Raw genomic sequence first — 15,204 nt, forward strand, 5'->3', positions numbered from 1 at the left:
GTTTAAAATTTAAAGTTATAAGTGATTGATGGGATAGGGGCTCCGATAATCGACAGGCGGATAAATTCCGTTTGATTCGGATTATCTTCGTTTGCTCCGGGAGTAATCGAATAGGCATTTCTTCGTCCGTAAACATTGTACACCGATACGTTTATCGATTGTTTAAAACGTCGGTTCACATTTTTTTTAAAGTCGTAAGTAAACGACAGGTCAAGTCGGTTATAATCAGGAATCCGGTTGCTGTTGCGGGCCGAATATTCGTATACCTGGTTTCCCTGAACATAGTATTTGGCCACCGGGTACGATGTTGGATTTCCGGTTGCATAAACAAAGTTGGCTGCAAAATTCCAGCGGTCGTTCAGTTGGTAACTCGATACCAGCGAAAGGTCGTGAGTGCGGTCGTACGACGATGGGTATGGATTTCCGTTGTTGATACCCGGAATTTCGCGTTCGGTTTTCGACCATGTGTAACCCGCCCAACCGGTAAGTTTTCCTTTCGATTTTTTCACCAGTGCTTCCAATCCTTTCGAAGTGCCCGAACCGTGCAGCAATTCAGTTTCAATTGCATCGTTCAGGAATAGTTCAGCTCCTTCAATATAGTCCAAAACATTTTGCATGTCTTTGTAATAAACCTCAACCGATGTTTCCCACATATTTTGCTGAAAGTTTCGGAAATAACCTAGCGACACCTGGTCGACTTTTAGTGGTTTTATGTATGTGCTCGATGGTAGCCAAATATCCAGCGGAGTAGGCGACTGCGTGTTCGAAATAAGGTGCAGGTTTTGCACCATCCGGTTGTACGATCCTTTTACCGAGCTGTTCCGGTCGAGCGTATATTTCATGCTGAAACGTGGCTCCAAATGTACAAATGCATCACCAATTTTATCCTTCTTCCCGTAGCTGATGGTTTCGATAAGTTCATTTTCATCAGGATTTTCAGGATCCTCGTAAATGTTTACTTCTCCTTTACCAACCTGCTGGAAATGACTTAAGCGCACGCCGTATTGCATTGAAAAACGATCGGAGATCTTCTGTTCGTTCGAAAGATAAACCGCACTTTCAATGGCGTTGTAGTGCGCCAGTTCCATATCCGAAAACATCGAGTTATCGCCGTTGGTAGTAATCTTACCCGGGCGGAATTCATGTCTGATGGTATTCACCCCAAACTTTACGGTGTTTTGGGGATTTGCAAACCAGGTAAAATCCGCTTTTCCGTTGTAGTCTTTTATTCTTGATGACCAATCGAAGTTATCAGCATTCTCTCCCGGAACTCCAAGTTTGTAATCGTAGTTGGAAAAAATGGCCGAAATATTCATAAAAATCTTATCGCCGAAAATGTGGTTCCAGCGGGCTGTTGCGGTGGCATTTCCCCAACGCATGTACATCGATTCGCCCATCTCAAAAACATCTTCGCCCATATACCCCGAAAGATAAATGCGGTTATTGTTGTTGATAACGAGATTCGATTTTCCATTTAAATCGTAGAAATACATGGTGTTATCTGCCAGCTCATCTATACCGGCAGCTTTACCTAAAATATCGTAGTAAGTGCGGCGTCCGGCCAGTAGGAAACTCCATTTATCTTTAATAATTGGGCCTTCCAAAGTTAAGCGGCTCGACAGGTTTCCAATTCCGCCATCGAAACCAAACTGTTTGGAGTTACCATCTTTTTGGCGGATATCGATTACCGACGATGCTTTTCCGCCGTATTCGGCCGGAATACCACTTTTGTACACCTGAATATCTTTAATGGCATTTGAGTTAAATACCGAAAAGAAACCCATCAGGTGCGAGGCATTGTAAACCGGTGCTTCGTCAAGGATCATCAGGTTTTCGTCGGGGCCACCGCCACGAACGTACAAACCCGAACTGGCCTCACCGCCACTTTGAATACCGGGCAACAGCTGAATGGTGCGGATAATATCCACTTCGCCCATAAATGCCGGAAGTTTCTGAATGGTTTTCACCGGAAGTTTTTCCATTCCCATTTCAATACGTTCCACATTGGCATTGGCAGCTTCGCCGCTTACAATAATCTCTTCCATTACTTCGGTGTTTTCCTGTAACGAAAGCGAAATGTTTAGACTTTCCCCGGCATCAATCTTCTGTTTAATGGTTTGGTAACCGATAAACGAAACCTGAAGCGTGTAGCTTCCTTCGGGAATGGTAAGAGAGTAAAATCCGTAGGCATTTGATGCGGTGCCCTGTTTCAGTTCTTCAACATAAACCGTAGCACCAATCAGCGCTTCTCCGTTGGAAGCGTCTCTGAGGTAACCACTTAAGGTAATGTTCTGTGCTTGTACTGCAACTCCGGTTGTAAGGAGAAGGAGTAACATCATTGTTTTCATCATTTTTTGGCTTTTGTTTCTAATTGTTTTCTGTTTTTGGATGTTTGGCTGAACATCCACATTGTTTTCTAGCTCCAACAAAAGTAATACATCATATAAATCTGCTTTTATAAATCCGACCAATGGACGTTTTTAGTCGACAAGCGATACGAATTTATATTTTTGTTGTTTCTGTAAATAGTGACAGCAAAAAATGAGGAGGGTTACAGTTTAAGGAAAACTTTTTTGAAATTAGTGTTGAATAATAACCTTTTGCGAGTGTTGAAATGCATCGGAACTAACGGTTACAATATAGGTTCCGTTGGTAAGGTCTTGAACAGTAATTCGTTCGTTGCTGTAGGCAGTTTTATAAACTTTACTTAGCTGACCTTTTGTATTATAAATTTGAACGGTTAATTGCTGGTTGAATTGTTGATCGGGGTGGAAAAACTGGAACGATGACGAGGCAGGGCTCGGGAAAATGTAAGCCGATTCGGTAGACAAATGGCTGGTGTTATCGCGCCAATCGCGAATGCCGTTATTGTTTGAATCGATTGGATTGCAGCTACTGGCAGTTGAATTTTGCCAGTCAGAACCTTTTGTCATTTGGTCAAAAAAATCGTCGAGCCCATCTCGGTCCTGGTCGGCAAACAATAACTGAATACCGGCCTTATTTTCCAAGGATAAATTGGAAGCTTCAATCAAATCACTTACACCGTCGCCATCCGAATCTTTATCTATCATATCGGGTAGCCCATCTCGGTCAGTGTCAACCGGATTGTAGCAAGTGCCACCCATTTCTGTATCGTAGGCATCGTCCCATCCGTTTTGGTTGGCATCAATACCTGAAGGCGCAATGTAGTTATGTTCCTGTTGCCATTCGATGTTATCGGTTATTCCATCGTTGTCGCTGTCGATATCGAAATTATTTGGAATACCGTCATTGTCGGAGTCCAGTCCTATTCCGTCTAGATAATCCGGAAGTCCGTCGTTATCATTATCCATGTCGGCGTAATTCGGAATGTCATCCAAATCAGCATTTTCTATAACTTTAATGAATACACTTCCCAATGCACTGTATTCATTGTCAGTAAGTTCTTTAATGTAATATTCGAAACTGAAGTTACCCACAAATTTTTCCGGTATCTGCAATCTGAAATGCCCGTTTTTCTCCATTGTAAGCAAAGCCTCTCTCGGAGAAGCAGCAAAGATGATCTCAATTTTGTCTCCGTTCGGATCATAATCGTTAATCATTACGTCTCCGTAAAATACCAGATCGTATTGGGCAGCAAGAATAAAGGTGTCGTTTTGAGCCACAGGTGGAACGTTCCAATCATTTTCGCTGGTTAGATTCGATGCTCCGAGAATTGTAGAAAAACTAATAAGAAGTACCAAAAGGAGCACGCCCTGTTTCCATATTTTGGCCTGTATTTTCAAAATGGGTTCGTATTACACAAATGTACGCAGATACTGAGGGGGTTACACAATAATAATTGCTGAATTGGAGGTGTAAGAAGTTTGTTTTTTTTGCGTATATAGCTTAGCGAAGCTAGGCATTATTGTATTATCTGTAAGGAAATATAACCTTATAGTAGGTGTTATATTGAGTGTTGTCTAAGGAATTGAGTGATAAAGCTTCGCTTACTCTATTTTAATTGTGATGAGTTTCGAACAATAAGCTCCGTTTCCATCATAATCGTTTCGTAAGTTTGGGGTTTTGTTTTGCTGCTAATTTGTTTGATTAATAGTTCAGCAGCTTTCTGCCCCATCTCAAAACCGGGCTGTTTAATGGTGGAAATTGAAGGTGTTACCAGCTCGCTAAACGGCTCGTTACTAAAACCCACAATAGCAATATCTTCAGGCACTTTAATGCCCTTTTCATTTAGATAAATAATGGCACTCAATGCTGTGGTGTCGTTGGCACAAAAAATGGCATCGGGTCTTTCTTTTGTTTTCAGAATCTTCTTAATGGCATTCAGTCCGTCTTCGCGAGTAAGGCTGTTGTGCAAAATCTGGTCTTCGTTAATCTCAAGTCCTGCATCGCTAATTGCCTGTCGGTAACCGGCTTCACGTTTTGCGTAGATTTGCAGGTTGAGAGGTCCGCCAATATGCGCCACTTTTTTTCGGCCTTGTTCAATCAAATGCTGCGTAGCCCGGTAGGCTCCGCCAAAATCGTCGACAACAATTTTATGCGCCGGAATTTCTTCAACGATCCTGTCGAAAAAGACCAGTGGAATATTTCTTTCCGAAAAAAGTTTCAGGTGATCGTAGGTTTGGGTTTCCATTCCAATCGACAAAATCAATCCATCAACACGGTTCGAAAACAAAGAGTGAGCAATGGTACTTTCCTTTTCCAGCTTATCGTTCGATTGCGAAATGGTAACCGCAAATCCCTGTTTGTAAGCTACCTCTTCAATTCCGGAAATAACCGATGAAAAAAAATGACGATTGATCAGTGGAACAATTACGCCAATAGTATTGGTGCGCCGGGTACGTAAATTTGCCGCCATAACATTGGGCCGGTACCCCATTTCAATGGCCGCTTTTTTGATCTTTTTCCGTGTCGCTTCGCTAATCAGTGGATTGTCTTTTAAGGCACGCGAAACAGTGGAAGCCGAAATATTCAGCTTTTTGGCGATATCGTGAATTGTAATTTCCGGTTTTTGCACCATTTGTAGTGTTATTTAACGGCAAAGTTAAGAATATTTTTAATCAATGCAATCGATTGCAATTCTATTTCTTTCTTCTTACATTTGCAGAATTAGATCGTTTTAAGAATAAAAAATTAAATATTATGGCAACAATTTATGAAAGAAGGTATGCTTATCATCCTGAGGATTTTAAGAAATACGATACAGAAAAAATCAGAAAAGAGTTTTTAGTGGAAAACCTGATGGAAGAAGGTAACGTTCGTATGGTTTATTCTTCGATTGAACGTTACATTGTTGGTGGTGCAGTTCCAACAACCGACGACCTTCCGCTGGAAACTATCGACCCGCTAAAAGCTGCCTATTTTTGCGAGCGCCGCGAAGTTGGTGTAATGAATGTTGGGGGCACCGGAACTGTTGTGGTTGACGGAACGGAGTACAAAATGAATTACAAAGATGCTTTGTACATTGGCCGTGGAAGCAAAGAAGTTACTTTTAAATCGGATGACGCAGCCAAGCCTGCACACTTTTATTTTAACTCGGCGCCGGCACACAAAGAATATCCAACCAAACAGGTAACACTGGCCGATGCCAATGTGCTGCATTTGGGAAGTCTGGAAACATCGAACGAGCGAAATATTAACCAGCTGATGATTAACACGGTTGTTGACACTTGCCAGCTGCAAATGGGAATGACTGAATTAAAACCGGGAAGCGTTTGGAACACCATGCCGGCACATCAGCACACTCGCCGTAACGAGGTTTATTTCTATTTTGAAGTTCCTGAAGAACAGGCTGTTTGTCATTTTATGGGCGAGCCACAGGAAACACGTCACATCTGGATGAAAAACGAACAAGCGGTGATTTCTCCTGAGTGGTCGATCCACTCGGCTGCCGGAACGTCAAACTACATTTTTATTTGGGGAATGGCAGGCGAAAACCTGGATTACACCGATATGGATGTTATTCAACCACAGGAATTGAGATAGGATACTTCGAAATCAATCAACAAAATTAACTGAAAATGATACAGGAATTATTCGACCTAAGCGGAAAAGTTGCACTGGTTACCGGTGGAACCCACGGCATTGGAATGGCCGTTGGAGTGACGCTGGCAAAGGCAGGCGCTAAAGTTTGTGTGAATGGTCGCTCGGACGATAAATTGGCCGATTGCAAAACAGAATATGCCAAAGCGGGAGTTGATGTTTATACCATAAATTTCGATGTTACCGACGAGGTAGCTGTTGATAAGGGGATTTCGACGATTGAAAAGGAAGTTGGCCCGATTGATATTCTTGTAAATAACGCAGGAATTATAAAACGTATTCCTATTCTTGATTTAAAAGTTGACGACTTTAAGGAAGTAATTGATATTGATTTGGTTGCTCCGTTTATTGTGGCTAAACGTGTTGCTCCTAAAATGATTGAGAACCGTTCGGGAAAAATCATAAATATGTGTTCGATGATGAGCGTTTACGGCCGTAATTCAGTGTCAGCTTATGCTTCGGCAAAAGGTGGTTTGAAATTGTTAACAGCAAATATGTGCTGCGAGTGGGCAAAATACAATGTGCAGATCAACGGAATTGGTCCGGGTTACATTGCCACGCCGCAAACTGCGCCGATCCGTGAGGGAGCTCATCCGTTTAACGATTTGGTGATGACACGTACGCCGGCAAACCGTTGGGGCGAACCCGAAGACGTTGGAAATGCAGCCTTGTTTTTGGCATCGAAAGCTGCCGATTTTGTAAACGGACAAGTGCTTTATGTCGACGGTGGAATTTTGGCCAATTTCGGTTACGTAAAAGGCGAAAACGATATTTAGTAATTAACTGGGAAATAGTGTATTGGAAACAAAAGTGCGAAATGGTAGCTTGTTTCTGATACACTTTTTTTATTCAATAAAACTAAACCAATCATGAAGAAAATTATTCCATTTGGTATTTTGTTTCTGATACTGTTTGCTTCGTGTACGCAGCAACCTAAAGTTTCGCTTAAAAATCCTTTGGCGGAAGAACGAAGCGATGAAGTGATCGTATTTTCCCGCGAAGAAATTGCAACAAAAATTGCGTTGGAAGAGGGCAAATTTCCTGTTTTTAAGACCAGTGATAAGACGATTCCCAGCCAGGTTGACGATTTGGACGGCGATGGAAACTGGGACGAAGTTGTTTTGTTGATGGATTTGAAAGCCAATGAAACTGTGGAAGCGACAATCGAATTGATCTCTGAATCGGATTATCCAAAAGTTGAAAAACGCACCAATCTACGATTGGGAATTCATCAGGAAGACGGATCGTACAAAGAAGTGGATTACTACGAAGCTGTTCCGGTTAGCGAGCCTTTTAAAATTATTGCACAAGGAGAAGGCGTGACCTGGGAAAATGACAAGATCGCATTCCGGGTTTATTTCGATTGCCGAAATGTAAAAGACTTGTTCGGTAAACGCAAACCGGTAATGGTGGCCGACGATGTTCATACGCCGGCTATTCCTGATTATCATGTTTTGAACGATTGGGGAATGGACGTTTTGCATTGTGGCAGCTCACTGGGATCGGGTGGAATTGCGTTAATGAGAAATGATTCATTGTATCGGTTGGGATCGACCGATGTTTACGAATACCAAAAAATAGTTGAAGGTCCGATCCGTTCGGTTTTCGATTTGAAATACGCAGGGTGGCATGTTGATGGTGAAGAGATGGAAGCTGTGGAACGCATTACCATTTATCCCGGGAAATACTGGTTTGAGTCGGATGTAACGGTTTACGGATGTGCTGAAGGCGATCAGATTGTAACAGGTATTGTTACCTCGCAATTGAAAAAGGATCCGTTCCAATTTGAGGTGGCTGATTTTACTTGTATTGGAACCCACGATGTACAATCGTTGAATAATGATGAGCTAGGAATGGCAGTGATTGTTCCTAAAACAGAAGCTGGTAAAATTGGACGGACCAGCGATATTAACTGGTTTGAAAAAGGTTTTAAAACTGTGCCGGAAAAAGGTTTTAGCAACATCATTTCAGAAACGTATTACATCGGGCAGAAATGCAAAGATGCCCAATCGGCGAAACATCATTTCTTTTCGGTTTGGGGACTGGATAAAGACCAATGGAAAACGGAAGAAGGTTTCCGGGAGTACATTTCTGACGAGGCTGGAAAGTTATCTTCACCAATTCAAAAACTTTAGTCTAATTGTGATAAAGTTACACTGAGCGAAGTCGAAGTGTAATCCAACAATCTTCGACTACGCTCAGATTGACTTTCGAAATAGAAATTCAGCAGGTGAATATTATTCCTTGCACCGTCTTTCACGGCGGTGATATCGAATAACAAGATGAAACTGATTTTTTTAGGATTTTTGTGAAATTTAGTTTACAAAAATCCTAAAAAAATCTATGATTAAAGGAGCTTTTTTATCACCGCTCTAAAGAACGGTGCAAAAGATAGTCACCTGCTGAATTTTTTATTTTAGAAACTTCAGAGTTCCCCCTTTTTGGATGTCTTCGTGATTTATTTTCGTAGCACTTTCTTTACCGTTTAATTTAACGGAAGAGAAAACGTTTGACGATGTTGCTCCGTCGGCTTTTAATACAAACTTTCCACCCGGATAATAATCCTTATCCAGATTAAGTGTTACCTGCTTAAATATTGGCGACGACAGTTGATATTCGTTGCTTCCCGGGCACATCGGGTAAAAACCCATTGCACCAAAAACATACCACGCCGAGAGTTGTCCGGCATCGTCGTTTCCTGAAAGTCCGCCGCGACCTAATCCGTATTCTGTGCGCAGGATGTATTTTACTGTTTTTTGCGTTTTGTCCCACTCGTTGGTGTAATTAAACAGGAAAGGAATATGATGACTGGGCTCGTTGCCGTGCCAGTAAAGTTTATCGTCAATAAGATTGTTCAGCTTGTCGCTAAAGGTATTTTCGCCACCCATTAAACCGATCAATCCTTCAACATCGTGCGGTACAAACCAGGTGTAATGTTTTGGTGTGCCTTCGGTAATAAAAAATTGCTCGGTATTGGCATTAAAATCTTCGTAAAAATGCCCGTCGGCATATTTTCCGTTTACCCAGCCCTGGCTTTCATCAAATACATTTGAATAATTGTACGAGCGGGTAAGCAGATCATTATAATCGTCGGTTTTTCCCAATTTCTGCGCCAATTGAGCCACGCACCAGTCGTTGTAAGCATATTCCAATGTTCTGGAAACCTGCTCATTGGTGTGAAAAGCATCGGCAACTACATCGTCAAGTGGAACATATCCAAACTCGATATATGACGTTAATGCACGGCGTCCTTTTCCATCCTTATAAGCCTCTTCCTCCGGTGTTTCGTAGGCATTTTTTCGCATATATCGGTAGGCCTTTTCCAAATCAAAATCGAAACCTTTCATGGCCGCATCGCAAAGTATCGAAGTACTGTGGTCGCCAATCATTGCCGATGTGTAATTGTTCCACATCGGGAAAATAGGAAGCCAATCACCATCTTCAGCTTTTTCAACAAGCGATTTTACCATGTCGTTGTATTCTTTTGGGGCAATAAGGCTCAGCAATGGCATTTGTGCCCTAAAAATATCCCAGTTCGAGAAGTCACCATAATAATCAAAATCGCTGTTGTTTTTGGTTTCGTATTGTTTCGAAAAAGCCGGGTAGTCGCCGTTAACGTCGCTCATTAAACGCGGGTGAAATAATGCATGATAAACAGCGGTGTAAAATTTGGTAAGTTCTTCCTGGTTTTCCGATTCCACATCAATACGTCCGAGGTAATCGTTCCAGGTGTTTTCCGTATTTTGTTTGGTGGCATCAAAATCCCAGTCGGCAATTTCGGCCTCCAGGTTTTTACGTGCATTTTCGATACTGGTAAACGAGGTGCCAACTTTTAGTTTTACGGGAGAATCACCCTCGGTGCTAAATGTTACATAAGCACCAATCTTTTGCTCATCCTTACGTTCGGTGGTTCCGTGTTCGTATTCAAAATCTCCCCATGTACCGTATTTTACGATTTCGTGGTCGAATTTAGCCACAAAATAACCTGATATACCTGCCGGTTGATCTTGGCCGCTATAAATTCGATAGGCCGGATTGTAGCCATAGACTTCCTGTTTTTCCAGGTCGATTTTTATGTATCCTTTGCCTTGATCGCTGTTGATGTCGAACATGATGGTAGGATTTTTCTCCTCTAACCACGAGAAACGAAAAAAGCCGCATCGTTTGGTTGCGGTCATCTCCGACAAAATGGTTTTCGCCGGAAATAAAAATGAAGCGTAAGCCGGCGACAGATTTTCGGTTTTCATTAAAGTCATGGTTTGGCGCTGCACCGGTTGAAAGCTAAAACTGGTTCCCAGTTGAGTAGGGTAGATGGTAAAAGAACCATAATCCTGCGTGCACGATCCGCTGAGCCAGTGTGTTGCCCGAAAACCTTGAATCATGGTTTGGCCCGTATAAAAAGGCGCAATACATTTTTCCTCGTTATCGTAAATTTGCGGCGTCCATTGCGTCATTCCGAAAGGAGCTGTTACTGCCGGAATTGTTTGTCCGTTACTCACATGGTCTCCGGGATGATCTTTCGCTGCTAAGGTTGATGCCGGCCCCGTTCCAATTAGCGGATCGACATAACTCAGGTAATTTTTTTCGGTTTTTTGCGAGCAGGAAAACAGGAGTACAAGTATAAGCAGATACCAGTTCTTCATTTTTAGTTAGATTTTGTTAGGAATGCCAAATTTAAAATTTTCGGAAAAAACGGATACTGATTTTCAGATTAAAAAATAAACAGTTGAATCCATCCCTGTATGATCTCCCCGGTTTCAGGATCGAGTTGCGAGCCGTACATACTATGAGGAATGGAATAAACGATCAACATAACTATCGACGCTACAATTGTAAATACAGGGCGTTCTTTTTTACGGTTCATAACAAATGCCAGTATCCAGAAAATAAAGGCTACCAGTGTTTTATTATCGGTTAAGTCCCAGGCAAATGGAACGCCGGCCCAGGCTTCGCCAAAAGCATGCAATTGAACCATTGGTCCCAAAATCATACCGCCAATAAGTAGGGTGACCAGTGTAACGGTGGTGTAAAATTTATAACGTTGATGCCTGAAAACAGCCATGATTCCGGCCAGGTTTCCGAGCAGCATGGCAAAGAACATAAAAAAGATATGTGGTGCCAGTATCGATGAGGGAACAGCTCCTTTAAAACGAATTACTACCAGCGATTCTTTTGAGTAGGCAGTGGTGCCGGTGTCGTCGGTAATTTCAATATAGTATTGAATTTTACCTGCAGCCGGCTGCTCGGGTACCGGTGCAAACCATCCTTTTTCTTCGGTAATATTAAAAACCTTATTCATCAGGTAGGAATCAACCGGTTTCTCTTTATAAACAAAGTCAACCGATTGGTAAGGATCATTCGAGAGGAACTGTTTATAAAACAAACGGGCATTAATATTTTTATCGTCGATAGCCAGTTTTACCTCTGTGTTGCTGCCTATTTCGATGCTGCGTACCAGTTTAACTTCGTAACTGGTATTGTTAACTTCTACCGGTAGTTTTTTGTCGTAAGTGGGGCCTGTTTTTCGTTGGTAGATAACAGCAGCAAGGGTAATAACAATGGCTAATAACCAATAAAGTACTTTTTTCATTCTTAGCAGTTTTGAATAATAATACAATTATATAAATGATTTTCTGAATAACTAGGGCATGAAAAGGATACATGTCATTTTTATAAAAATAGTTTACTACTTGTAATTGCGTGGGTTAGGATTGGTTTTCATTGTGTCGAAGTTACATTTATGTTTTCTAATACATTGCCTACATAAACGATGTTTAAATGAAAAATATATTTTAGCAAGCAAATCAAAAATATTCGACTAGTATTTTTGATTATAGACTAAAACTAACGAAGATTACATTTACTAACTAACTAATTAATTAAACTTATGGATGGACCACACTGATCCTTATGTAGAATTGTAGGTTCACTACAATTCAATTCAGAATAATTTTTATTCAAATTTCTATTTATTAATACCAAAACTTAAAATCTATGGAAAAAAATCCTTTAAGAGGTTTTTTAACCTTGCTTATGATGTCTGTATTCATGGCATTTTCTCTAGGTTCTTATGCGCAAACAGCTGTTACCGGTACTGTTACCGGTGAAGATGGCGTGGGGATACCTGGTGTGTCGATTGTGATTGTAGGAACTACTCAGGGAACAATCACCGACATTGATGGTAATTACACGTTAACGTTACCTGATGGTGCAGAGAAATTGACTTTCTCTTACATTGGTATGTTAACACAGGAGGTTGAGATTGCCGGGCAATCAACAATTAACGTAGTTATGAAAGCCGATGTGATCGGTGTTGACGAGGTAGTTGTTGTAGGTTACGGTACTCAAATGAAAGAAGAATTAACAGGTGCTGTTTCTTCTGTATCAGCTGAAAAGCTGGAGACTACATCAGAAACCAGTGTTGCCAGTCGTCTTCAGGGACAGGTTGCCGGTGTGACTGTTACTTCTGCCAACCGTCCGGGTGCTGATGCTACCATCCGTATTCGCGGTATTGGAACCATTAACGATCCTGATCCATTGTATGTTATCGATGGTGTACCTTCAGGACCTGGTAACAACATCCCTCCGGGGGATATTGAAAGTATTTCAGTATTGAAAGATGCTTCTTCGGCTGCTATTTATGGTACACGTGGTGCAAACGGTGTTGTAATTATTACTACCAAACGTGGACGTGCAAACCAACAACCTAACATTAACTTCTCGGTTCGTACGGGTGTTACCAAAGCAACAAACCAATACGATTTGTTGAACACACAAGAGTATGCTGATGCTGTTTGGTTACAATATGCTAACCAAGGAGTTGCTCCAAATCATCCTCAGTATGGTTCAGGTTCTTCTCCGGTAATTCCTGATTATATTTTACCTGCTGGTGCCATGTCTGGCGAAGTTGATGAGTCTTCTTACAGTTATCCAAATGGTACAATATTTAAGGCAAATAAACAAGGTACTGACTGGTACGATGAAATTTACCAAACCGGTATTATTCAAGAGTATGATCTTTCTGTAAGTGGTGGTGGTAAAAATTCTACCTACGCGTTTTCTGCCAATTACCTGGATGAAGAAGGTATTTTGAAATGGACAGATTTTAAACGTTATACCATGCGTATGAATGCGGATGCCAAATTTAACGACTGGTTAAAAGTTGGTGAATCGGTACAGGTTGCGTATATCGATGAACATGGTGCATTTGGAGACAATGGTGAAGGAACTGCAATTTCGCATGCCTATCGTTCGCAACCAATAATTCCTGTTTATGATATTAGTGGTGTGGAATTTGCCGGTAGTAAAGCTAACGGAATGGGTAACGCTGCCAACCCTGTACAAATTCTTTGGGATGCACGCGATAACAATGGTAAATGGATGCGTATTTTAGGTAATGCATTTGCTGAAGTTACTTTGGCCGAAGGTCTTACAGCCAAAACATTATTTGGTGCCAACTGGAGCCAGGGTAATACTAAAAATTATGTACTGCCTACTTATGAGCGTTCTGAGCCAAATACTGTAAATGGTGTTGACTTCTTGTCGCAATACAGTTTGCAATGGAACTGGTCGAACACTTTAAACTATAGCAAAACATTTAACGATGTTCATAAGCTGAATGTATTGGTTGGTACCGAAGCAATCGACAATTACTGGCAAGACTTAAATGCAAGCCGTCGTGTATATTTCTCTGAAGATCCTAATTACATGCAACTGGATTCAGGTGAAAGTAACAAAGAAAACGATGGTAATGCATCAGAATGGTCTATGTTCTCGGTATTTGGTCGTGTAAACTACAACTACATGGGTAAATATTACCTGGAAGGTACAGTACGTCGTGACGGTTCTTCTCGTTTCAGCGACGATAATAAATATGCTGTTTTCCCAGCTGCCTCAGCTGCATGGGCAATCACCGAGGAAAACTTCATGCAAGGATCTCGCAGTTGGTTAGATATGTTGAAATTGCGTTTAGGTTGGGGTATGTCGGGTAATGACCGTATTGGTAACTACAACTCGTACTCAACTTATGCAACCGATGCTTATCGTTCGTCGTATGCTATTGACGGATCGAATACCGGAGCAGTTTCAGGATTTATGCCTTCTACATTGGGAAGTACCGAGGTAACCTGGGAAACTACAAAAACTATAAATATTGGTATCGATGCTAATATGTTGGATAATCATTTGGCTATAGCTCTTGATTTATGGAAACGTAATACTGAAGACATGTTGTTCCGCGAACCTATTCCTCAGGTGATGGGTATTGCAACGGCTCCTTATGTTAACGTTGGTGAAATGGAAAACAAAGGTTTTGATTTTGAAGTATCGTATAACAACACTGCTGTAGGTGGCGATTTAACTTACAATATAAGTATGAATTTGTCGCACTACAAAAACGAGATTTTGAAACTTTCAGGAGATCCTGACCGCTACGTAGACGCAGCAACAGAACGTCAGAAAGTATATACCCGTTTTGCGGCCGGTACTGCATTCCCTGAATTTTATGGTTACATTGTTGATGGTATCTTCCAGACTCAGGCTGAAGCTGATGCTCACGCACCTTATAGCGATACTGACTACAACCAGCCAGGTCACTTTAAATACAGAGATGTAAATGGTGATGGAACAATCACTGCCGCTGACAGAACATTTATCGGAAGCCCACATCCTGATTTAACCGGTGGTTTGAACATGAATGTTGGTTATAAAAACTTCGATTTAACCATGTTCTTCTATGCCAGTATTGGTAACGAAATGGTTAATTACGTAACTCGTTGGATCGACTACGGTCAGTTTACAGGAGGTTTAAGTAAAGATGCATTGTACAACACTTGGGGAAGTCCTTACCTGGATGACAACTCAAAAGCTAAATTACCTATGCTTGACTTAAGCGACATTTCACAGGAACCATCTACTGCATTCATCGAAGCTGCATCGTACTTGCGTTTGAAAAACTTACGATTGGGTTATACTGTTCCTAAATCGTTGCTTGACAGAGCCGGTATTAAAAGTTTAAGACTTTACGGACAGGTATCTAACGTATTTACTCTAACCGGTTACAGCGGTCTTGATCCTGAAGTAAATGCTTCTGGTACTTATATGGGTATGGATATGGGTGCATGGCCTACACCACGTCAGGTTATGTTCGGTGTTCAACTCGGTTTATAACAGTTAATTTAATTT

The 15,204-nt window shown here is 41.4% G+C and carries 9 protein-coding genes; 4 read left to right on the top strand and 5 right to left on the bottom strand.

All coding sequences use genetic code 11. The annotated features are described in order from the left end of the window. Nucleotides 1-2: 2 nt before the first annotated feature. From QZ576_RS02665 to QZ576_RS02675, 3 genes are all read right to left on the bottom strand, one after another. Nucleotides 3-2,351, bottom strand: coding sequence for a TonB-dependent receptor (locus QZ576_RS02665; protein WP_297093849.1), 2,349 nt, complete (start codon nucleotides 2,349-2,351; stop codon nucleotides 3-5). 228 nt (nucleotides 2,352-2,579) lie between these two features. Next, complete coding sequence (locus tag QZ576_RS02670; protein ID WP_297093850.1) at nucleotides 2,580-3,764, bottom strand: T9SS type A sorting domain-containing protein; 1,185 nt, start codon at nucleotides 3,762-3,764, stop codon at nucleotides 2,580-2,582. 209 nt (nucleotides 3,765-3,973) lie between these two features. Next, a complete protein-coding gene (locus QZ576_RS02675) occupies nucleotides 3,974-4,999 on the bottom strand; it encodes a LacI family DNA-binding transcriptional regulator (RefSeq protein ID WP_297093851.1) in 1,026 nt (341 codons plus the stop codon). 122 nt (nucleotides 5,000-5,121) lie between these two features. Between QZ576_RS02675 and kduI the strand changes: the two genes are divergently transcribed. The 3 genes from kduI to QZ576_RS02690 all read left to right on the top strand — a co-directional run bounded on the left by kduI (nucleotide 5,122) and on the right by QZ576_RS02690 (nucleotide 8,156). Next, a complete protein-coding gene (gene kduI / locus QZ576_RS02680; RefSeq protein ID WP_297093852.1) occupies nucleotides 5,122-5,964 on the top strand; it encodes a 5-dehydro-4-deoxy-D-glucuronate isomerase in 843 nt (280 codons plus the stop codon). Between the two features lie 35 nt (nucleotides 5,965-5,999). Next, the gene (locus tag QZ576_RS02685) at nucleotides 6,000-6,797 is read left to right on the top strand and encodes a gluconate 5-dehydrogenase (RefSeq protein WP_297093853.1); all 798 of its coding nucleotides are present in this window, start codon (nucleotides 6,000-6,002) and stop codon (nucleotides 6,795-6,797) included. A gap of 93 nt (nucleotides 6,798-6,890) precedes the next feature. Continuing rightward, complete coding sequence (locus QZ576_RS02690; protein ID WP_297093854.1) at nucleotides 6,891-8,156, top strand: DUF4861 domain-containing protein; 1,266 nt, start codon at nucleotides 6,891-6,893, stop codon at nucleotides 8,154-8,156. Nucleotides 8,157-8,432: 276 nt separating this feature from the next. On the opposite strand, the gene QZ576_RS02695 is transcribed toward QZ576_RS02690, so the two are convergent. Together QZ576_RS02695 and QZ576_RS02700 are read right to left on the bottom strand one after the other, a co-directional pair. Then, nucleotides 8,433-10,664, bottom strand: coding sequence for a GH92 family glycosyl hydrolase (locus QZ576_RS02695; protein WP_297093855.1), 2,232 nt, complete (start codon nucleotides 10,662-10,664; stop codon nucleotides 8,433-8,435). Between the two features lie 68 nt (nucleotides 10,665-10,732). After that, nucleotides 10,733-11,611 (bottom strand): hypothetical protein, encoded by an 879-nt coding sequence (locus QZ576_RS02700; protein ID WP_297093856.1) that lies wholly within the window; start codon nucleotides 11,609-11,611, stop codon nucleotides 10,733-10,735. A gap of 404 nt (nucleotides 11,612-12,015) precedes the next feature. On the opposite strand from QZ576_RS02700, the gene QZ576_RS02705 reads away from it, so the two are divergent. Continuing rightward, the gene (locus QZ576_RS02705; RefSeq protein WP_297093857.1) at nucleotides 12,016-15,189 is read left to right on the top strand and encodes a TonB-dependent receptor; all 3,174 of its coding nucleotides are present in this window, start codon (nucleotides 12,016-12,018) and stop codon (nucleotides 15,187-15,189) included. Nucleotides 15,190-15,204 lie beyond the last annotated feature (15 nt).

The sequence above is a fragment of the uncultured Draconibacterium sp. genome, assembly GCF_913060805.1.
GTDB lineage: Bacteria > Bacteroidota > Bacteroidia > Bacteroidales > Prolixibacteraceae > Draconibacterium.

Excerpts from the sequence above, each read along its gene's own strand:
- QZ576_RS02665 (WP_297093849.1), bottom strand. The coding sequence starts at position 2,351 with ATGATGAAAACAATGATGTTACTCCTTCTCCTTACAACCGGAGTTGCA.
- QZ576_RS02675 (WP_297093851.1), bottom strand. The coding sequence starts at position 4,999 with ATGGTGCAAAAACCGGAAATTACAATTCACGATATCGCCAAAAAGCTG.
- kduI (WP_297093852.1), top strand. The coding sequence starts at position 5,122 with ATGGCAACAATTTATGAAAGAAGGTATGCTTATCATCCTGAGGATTTT.
- QZ576_RS02685 (WP_297093853.1), top strand. The coding sequence starts at position 6,000 with ATGATACAGGAATTATTCGACCTAAGCGGAAAAGTTGCACTGGTTACC.
- QZ576_RS02690 (WP_297093854.1), top strand. The coding sequence starts at position 6,891 with ATGAAGAAAATTATTCCATTTGGTATTTTGTTTCTGATACTGTTTGCT.
- QZ576_RS02695 (WP_297093855.1), bottom strand. The coding sequence starts at position 10,664 with ATGAAGAACTGGTATCTGCTTATACTTGTACTCCTGTTTTCCTGCTCG.
- QZ576_RS02700 (WP_297093856.1), bottom strand. The coding sequence starts at position 11,611 with ATGAAAAAAGTACTTTATTGGTTATTAGCCATTGTTATTACCCTTGCT.
- QZ576_RS02705 (WP_297093857.1), top strand. The coding sequence starts at position 12,016 with ATGGAAAAAAATCCTTTAAGAGGTTTTTTAACCTTGCTTATGATGTCT.